This is a genomic window from Amycolatopsis pretoriensis, assembly GCF_900107925.1.
GTDB classification, from domain to species: Bacteria; Actinomycetota; Actinomycetes; order Mycobacteriales; family Pseudonocardiaceae; genus Amycolatopsis; species Amycolatopsis pretoriensis.
The window spans coordinates 388,395-408,149 of sequence record NZ_FNUJ01000002.1 but is presented as its reverse complement, the minus strand read 5'-3'; the positions used below and the strand labels follow the sequence as shown (position 1 = coordinate 408,149).

Below are 19,755 nucleotides of genomic sequence, written 5' to 3'. Positions count from 1 at the left end.
GGAGCCGGCGATCATTCGGGAGTTCGGGTGGCCGCGCAGTCGGGGCAGGTGCCCCAGTACACGACCTCCGCCTGGTCGATAACGAAACCGTGGTCGTCCGAGGCGGTCAGGCACGGGGTGTGGCCGACGGCGCAGTCGACGTCCGCGATCGCGCCGCAGGTGCGGCACACGACGTGGTGGTGGTTGTCCCCGACCCGGGACTCGTACCGGGCGGTCGCGCCCGCGGGTTGGATGCGCCGCACCAGGCCGGTGTCGGTGAGCGCCCGCAGGACGTCGTAGATCGTCTGGTGCGACACCGTCGGGTGCTCGGCCCGCACCAGCTCGATCACCGTCTCGGTGTCCACGTGCGGGTGGTCCCGCAACGCGGTGAGCACGGCCAGCCTCGGCCGCGTCACCCGCAACGAGACCGCCCGCAGCTGCGCCTCGAAGTCGGTCATCACGTCGGCCACCTTAGGGGCCTTCTCTGGAATGAGTCAAGTTATGACGGGATGAATTTTCATGATCGTGTCACCCAGGGTGACGAGATCGACGTCAGCTGTCACCGGGACGGCGCACTGTACCGCGGGCCCCGGTGGTCCGCACGGCGGCACCGGGGCTGGGGAGGGAATGAGGCAGACCCGAATGCCCCGATGGGCAACACGCGCGCCCATCCGCCGAATCCGTCGTACTTTCGAGGTGGAAGATCTTTTCGATTTCCTGGAAAGGGAAACACAATGGCGCGCGAATGGACCAGAACAGTCATGACGGCGGCGGCCGCGGCGGCGAGCGTGAGCCTGCTCGGCGCCGTTCCGGCGGTGGCCGCGACGACGACCCGGCACTGCGTGCTGAATTCGGAGACCGGGGTGCAGAAATGCAGCACGGGCACCGCCCGCGCGGCGCTGGAGACGCAGGAAGCCGGCCAGGTCGTGCAGGGCACGTTCTTCGACGGTCCCGACTACACCGGGAACTCGCTGACCATCACCGGACCCGAACTGTGCAAGAAGGACGGCTGGGTCAACTGGCAGTTCGACCTCGGCGACGACTGGAAGAACAAGATCTCGTCCGTGCAGCCGTGGGGTGACTGCTGGGTCTGGCTCTACCCGGAGCCGAACCTCGGCGGCGACCGGGACGGCCCGTTCAAGGAGAACACCGGCAACGTCGGGTCGTTCATGAACGACCGCACGCAGTCCATCGGGTTCAGCTGAGCGAAGGAGCGACCATGACCAGCAAGCGCAACGCGTGGACGGCGGCGGGCCTCGGCCTGCTGACCGCCGCCGGCCTCGTGCTGACGGCTCCGGGCGCGTCGGCCGACGGCGGCCCGACCGCGCGCGAACTGCTCGACAAGTGTGACAACGGCACGGATTCCTGCGTGTTCCACCCGGCCGGTCCGCCGGAAGAGCACACCGGGGCCGGTCACCAGGTCGGCGAAGCGGCTTTCAACTGCACCGGTGATCTGCAGCGCAGCACGGTGAACTGGTCGGACACGACGGGGGAGTCGAACAGCTTCGGCGTTTCCCTTTCGGCCGAATACGGGTTCTCGGAAGTGTTCAAGGTGTCGATCGAAACGTCCTACCAGCACACGTGGGAGTCTTCGCACACCGAAGGGCAGGCGACCAACGTCGACGTCCGGCCCGGTGAAAAGGGCTGGGTGGAACGCGCGCCGAAGATGCAGAAGGTGCACGGCACCTACGAAATGCATTTCCCGGACAAGTTCTACGACCACTACATCTGGTACCAGGACTTCGACGCGGACGGCCCGGTGCCCGGCTCGACCGGGGACATCACGCAGCACACCGCGCCGATGACCGACCAGGAGAAGTCCGAGCACTGCGGCTGAGTGCCCCGGCCGCACCCCGCGCGCGGGGTGCGGCGGCGGTCGGCCCGCTCACACCGGGGAATCAAACCCGGCCCCCGGACGCTGAACCGGGCGTGAAAAAGATCGGCTTCCTCTCGTTCGGCCACTGGTCGCCGAGCCCGCACTCCGAGACGCGCTCCGCCGCCGACTTCCTGCACCAGTCGATCGACCTGGCGGTCGCGGCCGAGGAGCTCGGCGTCGACGGCGCGTACTTCCGGGTGCACCACTTCGCGCGGCAGGCGGCGAGCCCGTTCCCGCTGCTCTCGGCGATCGGCGCGCGCACGTCGAAGATCGAGATCGGCACCGGCGTGATCGACATGCGCTACGAGAACCCGCTGTACATGATCGAGGACGCCGGCGCGGCCGACCTGATCTCCGAGGGCCGGCTCCAGCTCGGCATCAGCCGGGGATCCCCCGAGCAGGTCATCGAGGGCTGGCGCTACTTCGGCTACGCTCCGGCCGACGGCGAGACCGACGCCGACATGGCCCGTCAGCACACCGAGGTCTTCCTCAAGTTGCTCGAGGGCGAGGGTTTCGCGCAGCCGAACCCGCGGCCGATGTTCGCCAACCCGCCCGGGCTCCTGCGGCTCGAACCGCACTCCGCGGGCCTGCGCGACCGCATCTGGTGGGGGTCGAGCTCCAACGCGACGAGCGTCTGGGCCGCCAAGCTGGGCATGAACCTGCAGAGCTCCACGCTCAAGGACGACGAGACGGGTGAGCCGCTGCACGTCCAGCAGCGCAAGCAGATCGAGGCCTACCGCGAGGCGTGGCATGAGGCCGGCCACGAGCGCGAGCCGCGCGTGTCGGTCAGCCGCAGCATCTTCGCGCTGACGAACGACACCGACCGCGCGTACTTCGGCCGCGACCGCAACTCGCGTGATCAGGTCGGCATGATCGACGAGAACACCCGCGCGATTTTCGGCCGGTCGTACGCCGCGGAGCCGGACGAGCTGGTGCGCGAGCTCAAGGAGGACGAGGCCGTCCAGGCCGCGGACACCCTGCTGCTGACGATCCCGAACCAGCTGGGCGTCGACTACAACGCGCACGTGCTGGAGAGCATCCTGACCCACGTGGCCCCGGAGCTCGGCTGGCGCTGACGGTGGTCCCGGTCCGGGCCCGCTGAGGGTAGCAGATTTCGGCCGTACCATAAGTACGAGGATCGGCATGCTGGGCGCTCCCAGTTACGGTGGAGGCCACCGATAGCATGGGCAGGGCACGGTCAGGTAGACAGTCGGAATCGGTGAGGCACCATGACTAATCTCGAGTCGGAGCTCGAAGCGGCGAGGCGAACTATCTCGACGGACAGCTATCCGATGAGCGTGGGTGAGCTCACGAATATGTACATGGGAGGCGACCTGATCATCAGGCCGCCGTTTCAGCGTCTCTTCCGCTGGGACGACGATCAGAAGTCACGCCTTGTCGAGAGCATCCTTATTGGGATCCCGCTCCCGTCGATCTTTGTTGCGCAAGACAAGGACGGACGCTGGGAGCTGGTCGATGGCCTCCAGAGGATCAGTACTCTGCTGCAGCTCCAGGGTCTACTCGATCAGGATGCGTTTCCCGCCTTGACACTTACTGGAACAAAATACCTGCCCTCGCTTGGCGGACTCGTCTGGGATCACGAAGACGATGAGAAAGCCTTGACTCCGGCCCAGCGGCGAGATGTCAAGCGAGCGAAGATTGATCTCAAGATTGTCCAGAGAGAGTCTGACCCCAAGACGAAGTTCGACCTATTTCAGCGCCTTAACTCCTTCGGCTCGAAACTCTCAAGTCAAGAGATTCGCAATGCTCAACTTGTGGGCGTGAATCCGGATTTCGTAGAATGGTTGACCGGCCTTGCGTCACATGAAGCCTTCGGGACGTTGATCCGCCTTCCGGAGAACGATATCAAGCGCAAATATGACGAAGAGCTCGTGCTTCGGTTCCTATATCTTCATGAGAAATCAGATGATGAGATTCGTAGTATTCGGAACTTTCAGGATGGTCTTGAAGAATTCTCGATCAACCTTGCGATCAACTTCGACTACGATTACAGGGTAGCTGCGGAGCGTGTTTTTCGAGATACCTTCGACCGCTTGGTTGCTGCTGATGAGAAAATCCTTGGGCGGTGGGATGGTGCGAAGCAGGACTTCAAAGGTGGATTTCTGAACTCCTCCTTCGAAGCGCTAGCAGTCAGTCTTGGCTACCTGATTCGTAACAGTATAGACGCGCGCACTGACCTCCGGGAGTGTGCGATTGAGTTCTGGAGCTTGGATGCGATGACTGCACGGTTTGCTACTGGGAAGTCAACCGAAGCTCGGCTCAGCATGATGGTCCCTGCCGGTCGCGAGATTATCGGTGCCTGATGGCGAAGATTCGCACCGTCGAAGCTCTCGATCAGGAGATTGATGCCGAGATATCTTGGCGCAAGCAAGAGTTGACGACTGCGTTCAAGCTGGTGCAGCAGGCATCTGGGCCTGCCCGGAAGGCAAATCTACGATCCGGTGTGCTCATTCTCTATGCCCACTGGGAGGGATGGGTTAAGGCGATCGCGCAGCTCTACATCAGGTATGTCAACACGAGGTCTATTGCCTACGAGTCGCTCAGTGAGGCATTCCTTGGTAATGCACTGAAAACCAAGATGGCGGCTGTTGATGAAGCGACGACGCCGATGGTTCACAACAAGTTCGCTACATTTATTCGGACTGAGATGTCGAAGGGTGCGACCTTGTCTGAGGACCTAGTTCGAACTGAGAGCAACTTGTCTTCTAGTGTGCTCTTCGAAATCCTTGACCGGCTTGGCCTGGAGCGTCGTCCGCAATACCTACTGCGCGCCAGCATGATCGACAATGATCTTGTGCACAGGCGAAACACCATTGCTCACGGCCAGTATCTCGATCTGACGCTAGAAGACTTCAAGACGCTGCGAGTGGACACTATGGACCTCTTGGAGCTCTTCACGGATGATGTACGTAATGCCGCTTCGACTGGACGCCACCTCGCTGCACCCTCCCCTCAGTGCTAGCAGAATGCTCGGTCGGGCATATGCCATTTTTGGTCGTTCAAAGGTGTCTAGATTGTGTGTGGCCCCGGAGCTCGGTTGACTTAATTTATCGAGGGCTTTCCTCTCGTAAAACGCTGGAAGGGAAAACGGGCCCGGTGGTGGCGGCCACCGGTGCCCGGTCTCAGCCGTGCGAAACGGTCAACCCGTAGAACGCGACCCGCGCGCCCTTGGTCGTGCTGTCCGAAGAGGACTGGTTGTACGACCCCGCCTTGAAGTACTGCTTGTACGCCTTGAACGACGACGGGATCGAGTAGTGCGTCGTGCTGCCGTTGACCGTCAGGTCGATGGTGTTCCCGCCGGAGATCCCGATCGAGTACGTCCAGGTCTTGCCGATCGACACGTGGCCCACGGTGTGCGGCGTCTGGCCGCCGTCGGGGGAGTTCTCCGTGCCCAGCACGATGTCACCGCTCGAACGGTAGTACAGCTCCAGCAACGGTTTCGTCGACGAGCCGCCCGTGCCGAGGTGGACCTGGCCCACGCACACGTTCGACGTCACCGACACCACGCGCAGCGTCGCGCTCAGCTTGTGCGACCCGCTCAGCGACCAGTTCGCCGCCGACCCGTCGCGGTTCATCTCGCGCAGCTCGGACCGCGCGTAGTTCGAGTTCGGCGTGGTGACACCCTTTTCCGGCGCCCAGAAGGTCATCGCGCCGTCACGGGTGTCGGTGTAGAAGTAGCTGTCCTGGAAGCCGTTCGGGCCCTTGAGCCGGGACGAGGAGATGGTGGTCGGCGAGCCGGGGGAGCCGACCGGCTCCTGCAGCTGCCAGATCCCGAGGTCGAAGTTGCCGCCCGGGGCCACGGTCGGGTCGGCCGCTTGCGCGGGCGCCGCGGTGGCGACCAGTGCCGGCACGGCCAGCAGGACGAGCAGGGAACGAAGGCGCATCGAGGTGTCCTCTCACGAAGATAAATGGTCTGGACAACCCGGCGGCGTGACAGAACGTTAGAACCGCGCTGGCTTCTTGTCAAGGATTGACGAGCCGGCGTGCGGGGTCGGTGCTCGCGCCGGTCAGCGGGAAAGCGCTTGCCCGAACAGCACGAAATGCCCACACGGCTGCCTCGACACGTGTCGGTCTTCAGCCGACCGTAGGACGCCGAGGGCCGGACCACAAGCCTTCCCCGGCGGGGAAAATCGAACCGGCCGGCCGCGTCGAGCGTGCTTATGCTGGCGGCCTTCGTTCTCTCGCGAAAGGGTCCCCGCCATGGAACAACCCGAGAGTCACGCGGCCACCGACGGCGTCAACCGGCGCAGCCTGCTCGCCGGCGTCGGCGGTCTCCTCGCCGCCGGGGGAGCCGCTTCGGCGCTCGCCCCGCCCGCGGCCGCGGACCCCGCCGCCCGGCCCGAACGGAACCCGCGGGTCGAGGACCTGCTCGGGCGGATGACCCTCGCCGAGAAGCTCGGGCAGCTGCAGCTGGTCGGCACCGAAGACCTCGCCCGGACGGCGCTGGCGACCGGGCAGCTCGGCGGCGTGTTCTCCGTTGTCGGCGCCGCGAAGCTCAACGCGCTGCAGAAGATCGCCGTCGAGCGGACGCGGTTGCGCATCCCGCTCATCTTCGGCCTCGACGTGATCCACGGCTACACCACGAACTTCCCGATCCCGCTGGCCCAGGGCGCGAGCTTCGACCCCGGCGTGCCGGCCGCCGACGCGACGGTGTCGGCGAAGGAAGCCCGGCGCAGCGGCATCCACTGGACGTACGCGCCGATGATGGACGTCACCCACGAGCCGCGCTGGGGGCGCATCGCCGAGGGCAACGGTGAAGATCCTTACCTGGCCTCGCGGATGGCCGTGGCGAAGGTCCGTGGCTACCAGGGTGACGACTACTCTTCGCCCGATCGCCTCGCCGCCTGCGCCAAGCACTTCGTCGCCTACGGCGGTGCGGAAGGCGGCCGCGACTACAACACCGTCGACGTCTCGCTCCAGCGGCTGCACAACCTCTACCTGCCGCCGTTCAAGGCGAGCGTCGAGGCGGGTGTGGCGACCGTGATGGCCAGCTTCAACACCATCAGCGGCGTCCCCGCGCACGGCAACGGCTACGTCCTGCACGACGTCCTCAAGGGCGCCTACGGGTTCCGCGGCTTCGTCGTCAGCGACTACACCGGCATCGAAGAGCTGATCAACCACGGCCTCGCGGGCGACGGCGCGGACGCCGCGGCGGCCGCCCTGCCCGCCGGCGTCGACATGGAAATGGTCAGCACCAACTACGTCACCCACGGGCAGCAGCTGCTGGCCCAGCGCCGGATCACCCGCGACCAGCTCGACGACGCCGTCCGCCGGATCCTGCTGGTCAAGGTCAAGTTGGGGCTCTTCGAACGGCCATACGTCGACGAAGCCGGCGAGGTGAAGGCGCCTTCGCCGGCCGCGCTGGCCGCGTCGCGGCAGGCCGCCGGCCGGTGCATGGTGCTGCTCAAGAACGACGGGCCGGTGCTGCCGCTGGCGAAGTCCGTGGGCTCGGTGGCCGTCGTCGGCCCGCTGGGCACCGCGACCTACGACCTCAACGGCACCTGGGCGGGCCTGGGCACCGGCGCGGGCACGACCCCGCCGGTGACCGTGGTGGACGGGATCAAGGCTGCCGCGCCCGGCGCCAACGTCACCTACACGGCGGGCTGCACGGTCGACGGCACCGACACCAGCGGGTTCGCCGCCGCGCAGCAGGCCGCCCGCGCGGCCGACGTCACCGTCGTCGTGGTCGGCGAGACCGCCGCGATGAGCGGCGAAGCGGCCGCGCGCAGCACCATCGACCTGCCCGGCGTCCAGCAGCAGCTCGTCGCCGCGATCAAGGAGACCGGCAAGCCGTTCGTCGTGGTGCTGGTCAACGGCCGGCCGCTGACGATCCCGTACCTGCACGACAACGCACCCGCGATCCTCGAGGCGTGGGCCCCGGGCGTGCAGGGCGGCCACGCCGTCGCGGACGTCCTGTTCGGCACGGTCAACCCGGGCGGCAAGCTGCCGGTGAGCTTCCCGCGCGCGGTCGGGCAGATCCCGATCTACTACAACCACGAGAACACCGGCCGCCCGGCCGATCCGAACAACAAGTACACGTCGAAGTACCTCGACCTGGAGACCGGCCCGCTCTACGAGTTCGGCTTCGGCCTGTCGTACACGACGTTCCGCGTCGACGGCCTGCGCCTGTCGAGCACCCGGCTGCCGATCCGCGGCGGCCGCGTCCAGGTGAGCGCGACCGTCACCAACACCGGCACCCGCGCGGGCGACGAGGTCGTCCAGCTCTACCTGCGCGATCCCGTCGCGAGCATCGTCCAGCCGGTCCGGCGGCTGCGCGGGTTCGAGCGGGTGACCCTGAACGCGGGCGCGTCGCGGACGGTCTCGTTCACGCTCACCCCGGACGACGTCGGCTTCTACGACAACGCCGCGAAGTTCCGGGTCGAGCCGGGCAAGATCGAGGTCTACGTCGGCACCAGCTCCGCGGCCACGCTCACCGCGAGCTTCACCGTGGGGTGACGACCACTCCCGCCCGCTTCACGGTTTCGGTGATCGGCGCCGTCTCCACCGCGATCAGCCCGGGCAGGCTCGCGACCGGCCCGGTCAGGTACCGGTGCAGGTCGCGGTTGCCGGTGCAGTTGACGGCGGCGTAGAGGTTCGTCGGGCCGGTGGTGGCGGCCGCGAACGACACCTCGGGGTGCCCGGCCAGCGCCCGGCCGGCCTCGGTCAGGCCGGCCGGGCCCACGCTGAGCCACAGCATCGCGAGCTTCGTCCGGCCGAGGATCCGCGGATCGTGGTCGACGTCGAAGTAGAGCACGCCGTGGCGGCGCAGCTCGGTCAGCCGCCGCTGGGCGGTCGAGACCGAGCACCCGGCCGCCCGGGCCAGGTCCGGGTACCCGGCCCGGCCGTCCTGGGCGAGCACGGCCGTCAATGCGCGGTCGGTTTCAGAGAGCGGGCAGCCGTCGGTACCGGCCGCGAACCGCAGCGCGGCGACCTGGGCGTCGTCCAGCGGGCCGGTCTTGGTGACGACGCTGAACTCGCCGCCGTAGAAGGTGTGGAGGAGGCAGTGCGCGCTGATCTGGGTCACCCGCGGCGTGTTCGGCAGCGCCCGCAGCAGGCCTGGCCCGGTCTCGGCGCCGGCGCGGGCGACGCACATGATCTCGGTGCCGCCGGAAGCGACGTGCACCCACGACGTCTCGGCGTGCCGGGCGAGCGCCCGCGCGACCGACCCGGTGCGGTCCGGGGCGCACCGGACGCGCACGAGCCACTCCTCGTCGCCGACGGCTTCGGGCCGGACCTGGCCGACGACCCGCAGCCCGGCCTCGGCGCGCAGCCGGCTGTAGCGGCGGTGCACGGTTTGCGGGGAGACGCCGAGGACTTCGGCGACGCGCTGGACCGGCGCCCGGCCGTCGACCATCAGCGCGTGGAGGATCTTCCGGTCCAGGACGTCGAAGTCATCGGAATCAGTCATTTCACGGGCTCTCCAGGAGGATGTTCCCATCCTAGAGCCGGGAGTGGCCCGCCGGGCCGTGGCGGCGCGATCGTGGGGTCATGACCGATTCACTGATCATCCGCGGCGCGCGGGTCCTCACGATGGCACCCGGACGCACCGCCCCGGAGCGCGCGGACATCCTGGTCGAAGCCGGCCGGATCGCCGCGATCGGCCCGGACCTGGTGACCACCGCGCCGGAGCTCGACGGGGCGGGCTGCCTCGCGCTGCCCGGCTTCGCCGACACGCACCGGCACATGTGGCAGGCGGCCCTGCGCGGCAGCGCGCCGCACCACACCCTCGCCGAGTACTTCGCGACCGTGCTCGAGCGCGTCGGCCCGGCCTTGACCCCCGACGACCTCTACCTGGGCAACCTCTTGTCGGCCTACGCGGCGCTGGACGCGGGCATCACGACCGTGCGGGACATCTCCAACATCCAGGACAGCCCGGCCGCGACCGACGCACTGGTCCAAGCGCTCACGGACAGTGGCATCCGCGCGGTTTTCGCCTACGGCAACAGCTATCCCCGCGCGAAGAGCCACGGCGCCGCGCTCGACGACGACGTCCGCCGCGTCCGGGCCGAGCTCCTCTCCGACGACGACGCCCTGGTCACCCTCGCGCTGGTCACCGAGCCCGGTGACGAGGACGCCGAACGCCACAACGCCCGCCTGGCCGACGACCTCGGCGTCCGCACGGCCCGGCACGTCGTGCACCGGCGCCACGGCGAAGGGCCGATCTCCCGGCTGCGCGCGCTCGGCGTGCTGCGGCCCGGCACGACGTTCATCCACGGCACCGGCCTCGACGACGGCGAGCTCCGTCTGATCGCCGAAAGCGGCGGCTCGCTGTCGATCGCGCCGGCGGTGGAAATGCTGATGGGCCACGGGTATCCGCCGTTCACCGCCGCCGCGCGCGCCGGGGTTCCGGTCAGCCTCAGCACCGATGTCGAGGTCACCGCGGCCGCGGACATGTTCACCCAGATGCGGGCGGCCTACCAGGCGGCGCGGTACGGCGAACTGTCCGCGGGGGAGCCGGTGACGAGCGTGCGGGACGTGCTGCGCGCGGCCACCGACGGCGCAACGCTGGCGCCGGGCCGGCCGGCGGACGTCGTGCTGCTGCGGGCCGACGGCATCGGCGTCGCGCCGGTGTTCGATGCCTGCAGCACGGTGACGCTGCAGATGGACCGCGCGCACGTCGACACGGTCCTGGTCGCGGGCCGGGTCGTGAAGCGCCACGGGCGGCTGTTCGCCGACGTCGGCGAGCACCTCGCGGCCGCGGAACGCCTGCGGGAGCGGCTGGTCAGCGCGGGCTGACGCCGAGGACGCACGCGACCGGTGGGTCGAGCTCGAGGGTCTCCACCCGCAGTTCGGTGAACCCCGCCTCGGTGAGCAGGTCCCGCAGTTCCCGCGCGGCCCGGGCCGTGGTGCCGCGGTCGGCGCCGGGACACCGCGGCTGCGAGGCGAGCGCGATGCGTCCACCCGGGCGCAGCAGGCCGCGCAGTTCGCGAAGCCGTGCCGGCGGATCGGGCCAGAAACCCGCGTTGTTGACGGCGAGGACGGCGTCGAGCGGTGCGCCGAACGACGGCAGCCGGTCCACCGAGGTGTGCACCAGCTCGATCCGCCCGGCCGCGGCCCGGTTGCGCCGGCTCGCCCGCTCCACCATGACCGCGGAGTGGTCGACGCCGTAGACGCGGCCCCGGGTCGCGCGGGCGGCCAGCTCGCCGATCGCGATCCCGGGGCCGAACCCGACTTCGAGCACCCGCTCGTCCGGTCGGACGTCGAGGAGGGAGACCACCCAGACGTTGCGCCGCCGGTTCGAGCCGCGGTGGGCCATCACCCACCCCGCCACCCGCCCGCCGAGGCCGCGGGGGTGGTGGAACTGCCCGATCATCCGCTGCTTGAGACCTGTCTTCGCCATGCCGCGAGTGAACGGCTTCAAGTACGCTCGAAGTCAAATGCCCGAGGAACAGCTGACGATCGGCGAGCTGGCCCGCCGCACCGGCGTGGCCACTTCGGCGCTGCGCTACTGGGAGGACCAGGGCCTGCTCACCGCGCCCGAGCGGGTCGCCGGCCAGCGCCGTTATCCGCCTTCGGCCGTCATGCGGGTGGGGGAGATCCTGATCCTGCGCGACGTCGGGTTCACCGTCCGCGAACTCAAGACGCTGATCGCCCTGCGCACGTCCGCCGCGCCGGCCTGGCGTGAGCTGCAGCAGCGCAAGCTCGCCGAACTGGACGCCCGGATCGCCCGCGCCCAGGCCGCGCGCACGGCGATCGCGCACGGCCTGGACTGCCCGCACGAGGACGTCCACGACTGCCCGAACTTCCGCCGTGGCGTGGCGGCCCGGCTGGCCGGGGCGACGCTGGAAGAAGCCCACTCACACTGAGCTGCGCGTGCCGGCGCCCAGGGCACGGGAGAACGTCTCCGGGATCCGGACGTCGTCGCGGGTCAGGTCGTGGACGCTGCGGTGGCCGAGCGCCAGCAGCGTCGAGTCGATGCCATTGCGCAGCACGTCGAGGACGTTTTCCACGCCCGCTTGGCCGTTCGCCGCCAGGCCCCACAGGTACGCGCGGCCGATGAGGACCGCCGTGGCGCCGAGGGCGAGCGCCTTCACGACATCGCTGCCGCGGCGGACACCGCCGTCCAGCAGGACTTCCACCTGATCGCCGACCGCGTCGGCGATCGCCGGGAGCGCCCGGATCGTGGCCGGGGTGCCGTCGAGGTTGTTGCCGCCGTGGTTGGACACGGAGATCGCGCTGACGCCGGCGTCGACCGCGCGGCGGGCCTCGTCGACGCGGATGACGCCCTTGAGCAGGAACGGCCCGTCCCACTGCGACCGCAGCCAGGCCACGTCGTCCCACGACGGCGGGGGTGTCTGCATCCACTGGCCGTAGGCGCCGAAGAACGTCGGGACCGGGGTGCCGGGTTCGGCCATGTTCGGGACGCCGAGGTCGGGCAGCCGGCGGGTTTTCGCGTAGTCCAGCAGCCAGCGCGGGCGCGTCAGGCCTTCGGGTGCGAAGCGCAGGAGCTCGCGGAAGGTGAGCTTTTCGGGGATGTGCGGGCTGCCCCAGTCGCGGCTGTGGGAGAACGACCAGTCGAGGGTGAGGATGAGCCCGGCGGCGCCGGCGCGGCGGGCGCGGTCGAGGCGGGCGAGGATGTCGTCGCGGCCGCCGGTCCAGTAGATCTGGAAGAAGGTGTTCGGGTTGGCGGCGACGACGTCCTCGATCGGCTTGCTGGCGAAGGAACTGAGGCCGATCGCGGTGCCGCGGGCGGCGGCCGCGCGGGCGACGGCGACCTCGCCGTCCGGGTGGACGGCTTGCACGCCGGTGGGGGAGATGACGACCGGCAGGGCGATGTCGAGCCCGAGGACGGTGGTGGCGAGCGCGCGTTCGCCGGACTGCCCGGCGGTGCGCGGGGCGAAGGTCAGCTCGTCGAAAGCGTCGAGGTTGTCCTTGAGCGTCAAGCCCTTTTCGGAGCCGGCGACGAGTGCCGAGTAGACGGACGCGGGCAGGCGTTTCTTCGCGCGTCGCTGGGCTTCGGCGATCGATTCGAACCAGGCGTTGCTCATGCGGGGCCTCGCTTTTCCTTGCGGTCGACGCGCAGTGGGCGCCAGACGATCTCGGGCCGGACCGGCGCGGCGGTCCGGTGGGTCAGGCAGCCGGCCCAGACGCCGGCGCCGTAGGCGATGTCGTCGGCGAGGGCGGCCGCGGTGTAGCGGACGGGGTCGAGTTCGGGACGGCGTTCCGCCCACGCGGTCAGCGGCGGGCCGAGCACCAGCGACGCGACGGCGGCGCGCCGTCCCCAGCCGCGAGGGACGAGCAGGGCGGCGAGGACGGGTGCGGCGTACTGCGTCCCGTAGCGGCCGGCGCCGAGCCAGGTCTGGTGGACGGCGGTGCCCATCGCGCGGACCACGCCTTCGGTGGGGATGTCGTTCTTCTTCAATGTTTCGAGCATGCTCAGGACGGCGCCGGTGAAGCCGCCGGCCGCGAGCAGGGGCCGCCGGGCGAGCAGCGCGGCGACGGTGAGGGCGGGCCACGGGTGCAGCGCGAGCGGCGCGAGGTTCCCGGGATGGCGCCGGGCGAGCGGGGCGGCGGAGGTGCCGTACTTCGCGCGGCGTCCGAGGAGGGCGCGCCAGGTTTCGGGTTCGTGGTGGCCGACGTGGACATCGGGGGCGTACCGGACGCGGTACCCGGCGGCGTGGAGCCGCCAGCCGAGGTCGACGTCCTCGCCGACGCGGAGGTCGGGATCGAATCCGCCGATTTCTTGGAGAGCGGCCCGGCGGGCGACGAGCGCGGCGGTGGGGACGTAGGAGGTCCGGGTCCGGGGAGCGACGCGCGCGGGCCGGTCCCCGAGATCGAGACTGCCGGCGGCTTTGGTGTACCGGCCGGCTGTGGTGTTTCTTGCCAGCGCGCGGACGCGGGGAGCGATGGCGGCGAGGAGGGGGTCGGAGAAGTGGGCGGCGAGGGCGTCGGCCCAGTCGCCGGGGGCGGTGCAGTCACTGTCCACGAAGGCTACGAGGTCGGTGGTGACGTGGTGCAGGGCGGTGTTCCTGGCCGCGGCGGGGCCACCGTTTTCGTCTCGGCGGACGAGCTCGGCCCCGTGCGCGGTGGCTATTTTCGCGATCGCTTGGGGGTCTTTGGAGCCATCGTCGACGACGAGTAGCGGGTGTTTTTGGCTCAGGGAAGCCAGGCAGCGGGCGAGGGGGCCGGGGCGGTCGAGAACGGGGACGACGAAGGTGAGGTCGGGCGGGCCGGTGGGTTCGGGCGGGACGGGGTGGGCGAAGCCGGTGTCGGTCAGCCGCCGAGCCAGCGTGCCCCCGCCCGGCGTGATGACGGGCCCCTCGGCGAGTTCCCGCCACGCCCTGCGCCCGGCGGCGGTTAGCCGAAGCACGCGGGCGGGGGAGCCGCCGAACCAGAGGTCATCGCGGAGGTGCTTGGTGTCGGGGTCGAGCACGACCCGGAAGCCGGTGGGCAGGGGAGTGGTCATCGGGCCGGCCCTCCGCTCAGGGAGGCGGCGCCGGTGGTCGCGCGGCGGGCGCCTTCCGCTGGCTCCAGCAGCCGCTCGACCGATCGCGGCCCGGCGAAGTCCCGCGCAGCGGGCAGAAGGCCGGCAATAGCGCCAGCCCTCCGTCGTCCGGCACTGCCTTGCCGGTGGTGGTGTCGCTTTCCAGGGCGGCCAGGAATGCCGGCATTCCGCGCGATCTCGGCCGGCTTCGGCAGCCGCTCGACCGGTTGCGGCCCGGCGAGGTCCCGCGCGGCGGGCAGGTGACTCCTCACAGCGCCAAGCCCCCGTCCACCGGCACCACCGCACCGGTCGTCGCGCCGCTGTCCGGATCCGCCAGGAACGTCAGCACGCGCGCGATCTCGGCCGGCTCCAGCAGCCACCCGGCCGATCGCGGCCCGGCGAAGGCCTGCGCCGAGGGCAGGTGACTCCTCACAGCGCCAAACCCCCGTCCACCGGTACCACCGCACCGGTCGTCGCACCGCTGTCCGGATCCGCCAGGAACGCCAGCACCCGCGCGATCTCATCCGGCTCCAGCAACCGCCCCACCGGCTGCTGCCCAGCGAACTCCGCCGCCCCCGGCAACCCGTACAACCGGGCACTCTCCGCAAGAATCGGCGTATCAGTCGACCCGGGGCTGACCGCGTTGGCCGTCACCCCCGTGCCACCCAGCTCGGCACCCAGCGCGCGCACGAAACCCGCCACCCCCGCCTTCGCCGCGCAGTAAGCCGCCAGCATCGGCAACCCCCGCGTTGCCGCGGCGGAAGCCACCGCCAGGAACCGTCCCGACCTCGGCGCCGGCCGCCGCAACAGCGCCGGGATCGCCGCGCGCGCCAGGTTCAGCACTCCGCGCAGGTCCACGTCGAGCACCGCCTCCTCCTGCTCCAGCGGCACCTCCCACTGCGGCACGCCCCCGGCGATCACCCCCGCGGCCGCGATCGCCACGTCGAGGCCACCCCACCGCCGCTCGGCCACCGCCACCGCCGCGGCCAGTGCCGCGGGGTCCCGCACGTCGGCCACGAACACCTCGGCGCCGGTCCGGGCGGCGACGGCCGCCAGCTCCGCCGAGCTCCCCAGCCCGTACGGCAGCGCCGGGTCGTCGGCCGCCACATCGACCGCGAGCACCGCGTACCCCAGCTCCGCCAACCGGACGACGGTCGCCGCGCCGATGCCCCGGGCCGCGCCGGTGACGAGCGCGGTCCTCATGCCCAACCGTCCACATGGGACACCAGCTGCGCGGTCAGCGCGTCCAGCAACGTCCGGCCGTCGGCCGCCGTCGCGGTGGTCGGGTCGCCGAGCACACCCGTCGGCGTCACCGCGCGCATCCCGCCTTCCCGCAACACAGCCAAAATCTCGCCCAGGGGACGCCGATCGCCCGCCACCGCCCGGTCCATCCGGACCCCGGCAGGCCGCAAAGCCAGCTGCAGCGCCGTTTCCGGACGTCCGGCGTGCGGATCGCCGTCCCACCGCGGCTGGAACACCTCGACGTCCCGCGACTCCGCCCGCAGGCGCGCGACGGCCCGGGCGACCGGCGCCGCGTTGCCGCCGTGCGCGGACACGAACAACAGCCGCGGGAACGTGTCCGAAGCCGACCGGCCCAGTTCCACCAAGAGCAGCTCGGTCGCCTCCTGCCCGATCGACAGCGTCCCGGCGAACCCGGCGTGCTCACCGCTGGACCCGTAGGCCACCGGTGGCGCCACCAGCACGTCGGGGCGCGCGACCGCCAGCCGATCGCACAACGCGAGCGCGATGTCCGTGTCGGTCGACAGCGGCAGGTGCGGCCCGTGCTGTTCGGTCGCGCCCACCGGCACGGCCAGGATCGCCGCCCGCGCGGCGACGTCCGGCCAGGACAGGTCCGCCAGCCGCACGATCAGCGCCCGAACCCGGCGAGGGGGTTCTCGTCGCACGCGCTCTCCGGCGGGCGGCGCATCCCGATGGTGACCGGGACCGGACGCCGCCGGTGCGAGTGGTCGAGCGACGGTTTCGGGACGCTCGTGACGCCCGCGAGCGCCGGTTCGCCGTGGCCGCGCACGCACTCGGGGTCCGGGCCGTCCAGGGGCAGGCCGGTGAAGAACTTCGCGGCCATGCAGCCGCCGCGGCAGGCGTCGAACGCCGAACACGACTCGCAGGCGCCCCCGCTCTGCGGCGAACGCAACGACGTGAACAGCTCCGACTCCCGCCAAACCCGCGTGAAGCCGGCGGCGCGGACGTTGCCGGCGAGGAAAGTCTCGTGGATGGCGAACGGGCACGCGTAGACGTCGCCGACCGGGTCGACCAGGCACACGACCCGGCCGGCGCCGCAGAGGTTCAGCCCGGGCAGGGCGCCGTCGCCGTAGCCGGCGAGGTGGAAGAACGAGTCGCCGGTCAACACGCCTTCGCCGTGGAGCACCAGCCAGTCGTACAGTTCCCGTTGCTGGGCGGCGGTCGGGTGCAGCTCGTCCCAGGTGTCGGCGCCGCGGCCGGACGGGCGCAGCCGCGTGATCCGCAGCTGGGCGCCGTAGCGGTCGGCGATCGCCTTGAACGCGTCGAGCTGGCCGACGTTGTGGCGGGTCATCACCACGGAGATCTTGAAGTTCTCGAAGCCCGCGTCGGAAAGGTGCCGCATGGCGCGGATCGCGGTGGCGTAGGAGCCGGGGCCGCGGACGTGGTCGTTGACCTCGGCGGTGGCGCCGTCGAGGGAGATCTGGACGTCGACGTAGTCGCTCGCGGCCAACCGGCGAGCCACCTCCGGCGTGATCTTGATGCCGTTCGTCGAGAACTTCACGCCGACGTGGTGCTCGGTGGCGTAGTCGACGAGCTCCCAGAAGTCCGGGCGGACGGTCGGTTCGCCGCCGCCGATGTTGACGTAGAAGACCTGCATGCGCTCGAACTCGTCGATCAGCGCCTTGCACTCCACTGTGGACAGTTCGCGCGGATCTCGCCGTCCGGAGGAGGAAAGGCAGTGGACGCAGGACAGGTTGCAGGCGTAGGTCAGTTCCCAGGTGAGGCAGATCGGGGCGTCGAGCCCGTACTGGAATTCGTCCACAAGGGACATCAGGGACTCCTCGGCTGGATCATGCGCGAGTCGGCGAGGGCGGCCAGCGCCGCGCGGTACCGCGGCAGCTCGCCGGGTCCGACGCCGGCTTCCGCGCACGCGGCCCGGGCGTCGGGGTGCGTGGCGAGGCCGCGGACGACGGCCAGCAGCGTCGGGTTCTTCAGGAAGGAGAGCCGGCGGGTGCCGAAGTGGTACAGCAGGGCGCCGAACCGCTCGGGCCGGATCGACACGCGGTCGTCCAGGCGCCACGCGGCGTCGAGGTCGAAATCCGCCGGCGCGTCCTCAGTAGACACCGCACATGCCGTCGATGGAAACCTCTTCGACCAGCAGTTCTTCGGTGACGGGTTCGTCGGTCTCGGGCGTGGTCTGGTTCTCGCTCATCCTGGCTCCTTCGGCAGTGATGATTTTCGGCACGCGGTGACGAATAGGGGGAGAGTAATGTCACCGCGTGTCGATAATCAAGGCTCCCGAAGGAACGGCACCCGGATGACCGATGACGTGCTCGCCCGCCCCGCGCCCCGCCGGGGCCGGCCGCCGGGCACGAGCGCCCGCGAACTCGAGGTCGCCGCGCTGCGGTTGTTCGGCGAACAGGGCTTCCACGAGACGACCGTCGACCAGATCGCCGCGGCGGCCGGCGTCAGCAGGCGGACGTTCTTCCGCTACTACGACGCGAAGGCGGACGTCCTCTGGAACGAGTTCGACACCGAAGTCGAGACGATCCGGTCGCTGCTCGCCGGGATGCCGGCGGACCTGCCGGTGCTGGAGGCGGTGCGCCGGGCGGTGCTGGAGGCCAACCACTACCGCGCGGCCGACGTCCCCGAGCTGCGCAGGCGGATGACGCTGCTGAGCACGGTGCCGGACCTGGCCGCGAGCGCGGCGGTCCACTACGACGCGTGGGAGCGGGCCATCAGCGCCTTCGTCGCCCGCCGCTCGGGCCAGCCGGAGGAGTCGTTGTACCCGCTGGTGGTGGGGCGCGCGGTGCTGGCAGCCTGCCGGGCGGCGTACGACCGCTGGTCGGCCCGCGCGGACGCGGACTTGACGGTGTACCTGGACGCGGCGTTGCGCGCGCTCGCGGCGGGCCTGGCGGACGACGTGCTGGGGGCGGAGCCGGACCCGGTGGTGTAGGGGAGTGACTTGGCGATGACTGCTCGCTTGTTCTAGTATCTGTAGAACAATGCTGCTACGACTGGACGACCGGGACACCGCCCCGCTGCACGAGAAGATCGCCGCGGGGTTGCGGCGCGCGCTCGCCGCGGGGGATCTCGGTGTCGGTGAACGGCTGCCCTCGGCCCGGGAACTCGGCTCGTCCCTCGGCGTCAACATGCACACCGTGCTGCGCGCCTACGCGCAGCTCGCCGACGAAGGCCTGGTCTCCATGCGACGCGGGCGCGGGGTGACCGTGCTGGCCGCGGGACCGGACCGGGCCGAACTGCACCACCGGATCCGCGCGCTGGTCGACGAGGCGCGGCGGCTCGGGATCGAGCACGAAGAACTGGTCGTCATGATCGAGGAGGCCCGATGAGGTCCGCCGTCCTGCGGTACGGGATACCGGCCGTGGTCCTGCTCGGCATCGTCGTGCCGGCGCTCGTCCTCGCGCCGCGGCTGCCCGATCCCATCGCCGTGCACTGGTCGTGGACCGGTGTCCCCGACGGCCACGCCGCGTGGTGGCTCGTGACCGCGGGCGCGGCCGCGGTCTGGTGCGTGGCGTGGGTGGCCGTGGCCCGGACGACGTCGGCGGCACCTGGCGTCTACGGCCTCGGCGGCATCCTCGTGGCCGCGCATTCGGCGGGGCTGTGGGCGAACGCCGGCGTGCCGTCGTGGACGCAGGCCCGGCCGGTCGACTGGGCGATCGCGCTCGGCGTCCTCGGCGTGGGCTTGGTGGCGATCGCCGCCGGCTGGTGGCTGGCGCCCGCGAAACCGGCCGAGACGACGGCGTCGGGCCCGGTGCCTTCGGCCGGTCTCGGGGCCGGCGAACAAGCGGTCTGGTCGGGAACCGCGCACAACCTCGCCCTGGTCGCGATCGCGCCGCTCGCGGCCGGCCTCGCCGCGGTGCTGGGGAGCACGCACTTGTGGCTCGCCGGGCTGCTGGTCGCGGTGGTGGCGCTGGTGTTCTCGTCGGTGCGGGTGCTCGTCGGACCGGCCGGCGTGCGCGTGCGCATCGGGTTGCTCGGCCGGCCGCGCCGCACCCTGGCCTACGACGAAATCGCCGAAGCGCGCGCCGACCGGATCGTGCCGCTGGCCTACGGCGGCTGGGGCTGGCGGCGGCGCCCCGGCCGGTCCGCGGTCGTGATCCGGGGCGGCGACGGCCTCGTGCTGCGCCTGCGTTCCGGCGGCGCGTTCGTGGTCACCGTCGACGACGCGCACACGGCCGCCGGGCTCGTCAACGACTACGTCGCCCGGCATCGCTCGCCGGCCGGCTGACCG

23 protein-coding genes are annotated in these 19,755 nt (G+C 70.5%); 11 read left to right on the top strand and 12 right to left on the bottom strand.

Annotation, left to right across the window (positions count from 1 at the left end; translation table 11 throughout):
• Nucleotides 1–11 precede the first annotated feature (11 nt).
• Complete coding sequence (locus BLV96_RS08880) at nt 12–437, bottom strand: Fur family transcriptional regulator (RefSeq protein ID WP_086682245.1); 426 nt, start codon at nt 435–437, stop codon at nt 12–14.
• 303 nt (nt 438–740) lie between these two features.
• On the opposite strand from BLV96_RS08880, the gene BLV96_RS08875 reads away from it, so the two are divergent.
• From BLV96_RS08875 to BLV96_RS08855, 5 genes are all read left to right on the top strand, one after another.
• On the top strand, nt 741–1,184 hold the full coding sequence (locus BLV96_RS08875) for a hypothetical protein (RefSeq protein WP_086682248.1): 444 nt from the start codon (nt 741–743) through the stop codon (nt 1,182–1,184).
• Between the two features lie 14 nt (nt 1,185–1,198).
• Nucleotides 1,199–1,816, top strand: coding sequence for a hypothetical protein (locus BLV96_RS08870; protein WP_208608179.1), 618 nt, complete (start codon nt 1,199–1,201; stop codon nt 1,814–1,816).
• Nucleotides 1,817–1,908: 92 nt separating this feature from the next.
• On the top strand, nt 1,909–2,931 hold the full coding sequence (locus BLV96_RS08865; RefSeq protein ID WP_086682251.1) for an LLM class flavin-dependent oxidoreductase: 1,023 nt from the start codon (nt 1,909–1,911) through the stop codon (nt 2,929–2,931).
• A gap of 153 nt (nt 2,932–3,084) precedes the next feature.
• A complete protein-coding gene (locus BLV96_RS08860) occupies nt 3,085–4,179 on the top strand; it encodes a DUF262 domain-containing protein (RefSeq protein ID WP_086682254.1) in 1,095 nt (364 codons plus the stop codon).
• Nucleotides 4,179–4,838, top strand: coding sequence for an MAE_28990/MAE_18760 family HEPN-like nuclease (locus BLV96_RS08855; RefSeq protein WP_086682257.1), 660 nt, complete (start codon nt 4,179–4,181; stop codon nt 4,836–4,838). Before BLV96_RS08860 ends, BLV96_RS08855 begins: the two co-directional genes overlap by 1 nt.
• A gap of 160 nt (nt 4,839–4,998) precedes the next feature.
• On the opposite strand, the gene BLV96_RS08850 is transcribed toward BLV96_RS08855, so the two are convergent.
• Nucleotides 4,999–5,760 carry a polysaccharide lyase family 7 protein gene (locus tag BLV96_RS08850; protein WP_086682260.1) on the bottom strand — a complete coding sequence of 254 codons (762 nt, stop codon included), beginning with the start codon at nt 5,758–5,760 and terminating at the stop codon, nt 4,999–5,001.
• A 316-nt stretch (nt 5,761–6,076) separates the two neighbouring features.
• On the opposite strand from BLV96_RS08850, the gene bglX reads away from it, so the two are divergent.
• Nucleotides 6,077–8,332 carry a beta-glucosidase BglX gene (gene bglX, locus BLV96_RS08845; protein WP_086682263.1) on the top strand — a complete coding sequence of 752 codons (2,256 nt, stop codon included), beginning with the start codon at nt 6,077–6,079 and terminating at the stop codon, nt 8,330–8,332.
• Here bglX and BLV96_RS08840 read toward each other — a convergent pair.
• On the bottom strand, nt 8,319–9,284 hold the full coding sequence (locus tag BLV96_RS08840; protein WP_086682266.1) for an Lrp/AsnC family transcriptional regulator: 966 nt from the start codon (nt 9,282–9,284) through the stop codon (nt 8,319–8,321). The two genes, bglX and BLV96_RS08840, sit on opposite strands and share 14 nt — an antisense overlap.
• An 80-nt stretch (nt 9,285–9,364) precedes the next feature.
• Between BLV96_RS08840 and BLV96_RS08835 the strand changes: the two genes are divergently transcribed.
• The gene (locus BLV96_RS08835; RefSeq protein ID WP_086682269.1) at nt 9,365–10,612 is read left to right on the top strand and encodes an amidohydrolase family protein; all 1,248 of its coding nucleotides are present in this window, start codon (nt 9,365–9,367) and stop codon (nt 10,610–10,612) included.
• Here BLV96_RS08835 and BLV96_RS08830 read toward each other — a convergent pair.
• Entirely contained in the window at nt 10,599–11,216 is a 618-nt protein-coding gene (locus tag BLV96_RS08830) for a class I SAM-dependent methyltransferase (RefSeq protein WP_208608178.1), read from the bottom strand. The genes BLV96_RS08835 and BLV96_RS08830 overlap by 14 nt on opposite strands.
• A 37-nt stretch (nt 11,217–11,253) precedes the next feature.
• On the opposite strand from BLV96_RS08830, the gene BLV96_RS08825 reads away from it, so the two are divergent.
• A complete protein-coding gene (locus BLV96_RS08825; protein WP_086682272.1) occupies nt 11,254–11,682 on the top strand; it encodes a MerR family transcriptional regulator in 429 nt (142 codons plus the stop codon).
• On the opposite strand, the gene mftD is transcribed toward BLV96_RS08825, so the two are convergent.
• From mftD to mftA, 8 genes are all read right to left on the bottom strand, one after another.
• Nucleotides 11,674–12,864, bottom strand: coding sequence for a pre-mycofactocin synthase MftD (gene mftD / locus BLV96_RS08820; RefSeq protein WP_086682275.1), 1,191 nt, complete (start codon nt 12,862–12,864; stop codon nt 11,674–11,676). The two genes, BLV96_RS08825 and mftD, sit on opposite strands and share 9 nt — an antisense overlap.
• Complete coding sequence (mftF, locus tag BLV96_RS08815) at nt 12,861–14,282, bottom strand: mycofactocin biosynthesis glycosyltransferase MftF (RefSeq protein WP_091388953.1); 1,422 nt, start codon at nt 14,280–14,282, stop codon at nt 12,861–12,863. The genes mftD and mftF overlap by 4 nt, the downstream gene beginning before the upstream one ends.
• A 286-nt stretch (nt 14,283–14,568) precedes the next feature.
• Nucleotides 14,569–14,733 (bottom strand): SDR family oxidoreductase, encoded by a 165-nt coding sequence (locus BLV96_RS49060; protein WP_143050932.1) that lies wholly within the window; start codon nt 14,731–14,733, stop codon nt 14,569–14,571.
• Nucleotides 14,730–15,503, bottom strand: coding sequence for a mycofactocin-coupled SDR family oxidoreductase (locus BLV96_RS08810; protein ID WP_086681985.1), 774 nt, complete (start codon nt 15,501–15,503; stop codon nt 14,730–14,732). Before BLV96_RS08810 ends, BLV96_RS49060 begins: the two co-directional genes overlap by 4 nt.
• Nucleotides 15,500–16,204 carry a mycofactocin biosynthesis peptidyl-dipeptidase MftE gene (gene mftE / locus BLV96_RS08805; protein WP_341866078.1) on the bottom strand — a complete coding sequence of 235 codons (705 nt, stop codon included), beginning with the start codon at nt 16,202–16,204 and terminating at the stop codon, nt 15,500–15,502. Before mftE ends, BLV96_RS08810 begins: the two co-directional genes overlap by 4 nt.
• Nucleotides 16,168–17,331 carry a mycofactocin radical SAM maturase gene (mftC, locus tag BLV96_RS08800; protein WP_086681991.1) on the bottom strand — a complete coding sequence of 388 codons (1,164 nt, stop codon included), beginning with the start codon at nt 17,329–17,331 and terminating at the stop codon, nt 16,168–16,170. Before mftC ends, mftE begins: the two co-directional genes overlap by 37 nt.
• Nucleotides 17,331–17,624, bottom strand: a complete 294-nt coding sequence (gene mftB / locus BLV96_RS08795; RefSeq protein ID WP_086681994.1) for a mycofactocin biosynthesis chaperone MftB — start codon at nt 17,622–17,624, stop codon at nt 17,331–17,333. The genes mftC and mftB overlap by 1 nt, the downstream gene beginning before the upstream one ends.
• Nucleotides 17,614–17,712: a mycofactocin precursor MftA gene (gene mftA, locus BLV96_RS08790; protein WP_086681996.1), complete on the bottom strand. Its 99-nt coding sequence runs from the start codon at nt 17,710–17,712 to the stop codon at nt 17,614–17,616. The genes mftB and mftA overlap by 11 nt, the downstream gene beginning before the upstream one ends.
• 105 nt (nt 17,713–17,817) lie before the next feature.
• Here mftA and mftR point away from each other — a divergent pair, with 105 nt between their 5' ends.
• Genes mftR through BLV96_RS08775 form a run of 3 tightly spaced genes read left to right on the top strand, consistent with a single transcriptional unit; the run spans nt 17,818 to nt 19,752 of the window.
• Nucleotides 17,818–18,456 carry a mycofactocin system transcriptional regulator gene (mftR, locus tag BLV96_RS08785; protein ID WP_086681999.1) on the top strand — a complete coding sequence of 213 codons (639 nt, stop codon included), beginning with the start codon at nt 17,818–17,820 and terminating at the stop codon, nt 18,454–18,456.
• A gap of 49 nt (nt 18,457–18,505) precedes the next feature.
• Nucleotides 18,506–18,853, top strand: a complete 348-nt coding sequence (locus BLV96_RS08780; protein WP_086682001.1) for a GntR family transcriptional regulator — start codon at nt 18,506–18,508, stop codon at nt 18,851–18,853.
• Nucleotides 18,850–19,752 (top strand): DUF1648 domain-containing protein, encoded by a 903-nt coding sequence (locus tag BLV96_RS08775; protein ID WP_086682004.1) that lies wholly within the window; start codon nt 18,850–18,852, stop codon nt 19,750–19,752. Before BLV96_RS08780 ends, BLV96_RS08775 begins: the two co-directional genes overlap by 4 nt.
• Nucleotides 19,753–19,755: the final 3 nt, after the last annotated feature.

Bases quoted from the DNA above. Each gene is read 5' to 3' on its own strand.
- BLV96_RS08880 (WP_086682245.1), bottom strand. From the start codon at position 437: ATGACCGACTTCGAGGCGCAGCTGCGGGCGGTCTCGTTGCGGGTGACG.
- BLV96_RS08875 (WP_086682248.1), top strand. From the start codon at position 741: ATGACGGCGGCGGCCGCGGCGGCGAGCGTGAGCCTGCTCGGCGCCGTT.
- BLV96_RS08870 (WP_208608179.1), top strand. From the start codon at position 1,199: ATGACCAGCAAGCGCAACGCGTGGACGGCGGCGGGCCTCGGCCTGCTG.
- BLV96_RS08860 (WP_086682254.1), top strand. From the start codon at position 3,085: ATGACTAATCTCGAGTCGGAGCTCGAAGCGGCGAGGCGAACTATCTCG.
- BLV96_RS08855 (WP_086682257.1), top strand. From the start codon at position 4,179: ATGGCGAAGATTCGCACCGTCGAAGCTCTCGATCAGGAGATTGATGCC.
- BLV96_RS08850 (WP_086682260.1), bottom strand. From the start codon at position 5,760: ATGCGCCTTCGTTCCCTGCTCGTCCTGCTGGCCGTGCCGGCACTGGTC.
- bglX (WP_086682263.1), top strand. From the start codon at position 6,077: ATGGAACAACCCGAGAGTCACGCGGCCACCGACGGCGTCAACCGGCGC.
- BLV96_RS08840 (WP_086682266.1), bottom strand. From the start codon at position 9,284: ATGACTGATTCCGATGACTTCGACGTCCTGGACCGGAAGATCCTCCAC.
- BLV96_RS08835 (WP_086682269.1), top strand. From the start codon at position 9,365: ATGACCGATTCACTGATCATCCGCGGCGCGCGGGTCCTCACGATGGCA.
- BLV96_RS08830 (WP_208608178.1), bottom strand. From the start codon at position 11,216: ATGGCGAAGACAGGTCTCAAGCAGCGGATGATCGGGCAGTTCCACCAC.
- BLV96_RS08825 (WP_086682272.1), top strand. From the start codon at position 11,254: ATGCCCGAGGAACAGCTGACGATCGGCGAGCTGGCCCGCCGCACCGGC.
- mftD (WP_086682275.1), bottom strand. From the start codon at position 12,864: ATGAGCAACGCCTGGTTCGAATCGATCGCCGAAGCCCAGCGACGCGCG.
- mftF (WP_091388953.1), bottom strand. From the start codon at position 14,282: ATGACCACTCCCCTGCCCACCGGCTTCCGGGTCGTGCTCGACCCCGAC.
- BLV96_RS08810 (WP_086681985.1), bottom strand. From the start codon at position 15,503: ATGAGGACCGCGCTCGTCACCGGCGCGGCCCGGGGCATCGGCGCGGCG.
- mftC (WP_086681991.1), bottom strand. From the start codon at position 17,331: ATGTCCCTTGTGGACGAATTCCAGTACGGGCTCGACGCCCCGATCTGC.
- mftA (WP_086681996.1), bottom strand. From the start codon at position 17,712: ATGAGCGAGAACCAGACCACGCCCGAGACCGACGAACCCGTCACCGAA.
- mftR (WP_086681999.1), top strand. From the start codon at position 17,818: ATGACCGATGACGTGCTCGCCCGCCCCGCGCCCCGCCGGGGCCGGCCG.
- BLV96_RS08780 (WP_086682001.1), top strand. From the start codon at position 18,506: ATGCTGCTACGACTGGACGACCGGGACACCGCCCCGCTGCACGAGAAG.
- BLV96_RS08775 (WP_086682004.1), top strand. From the start codon at position 18,850: ATGAGGTCCGCCGTCCTGCGGTACGGGATACCGGCCGTGGTCCTGCTC.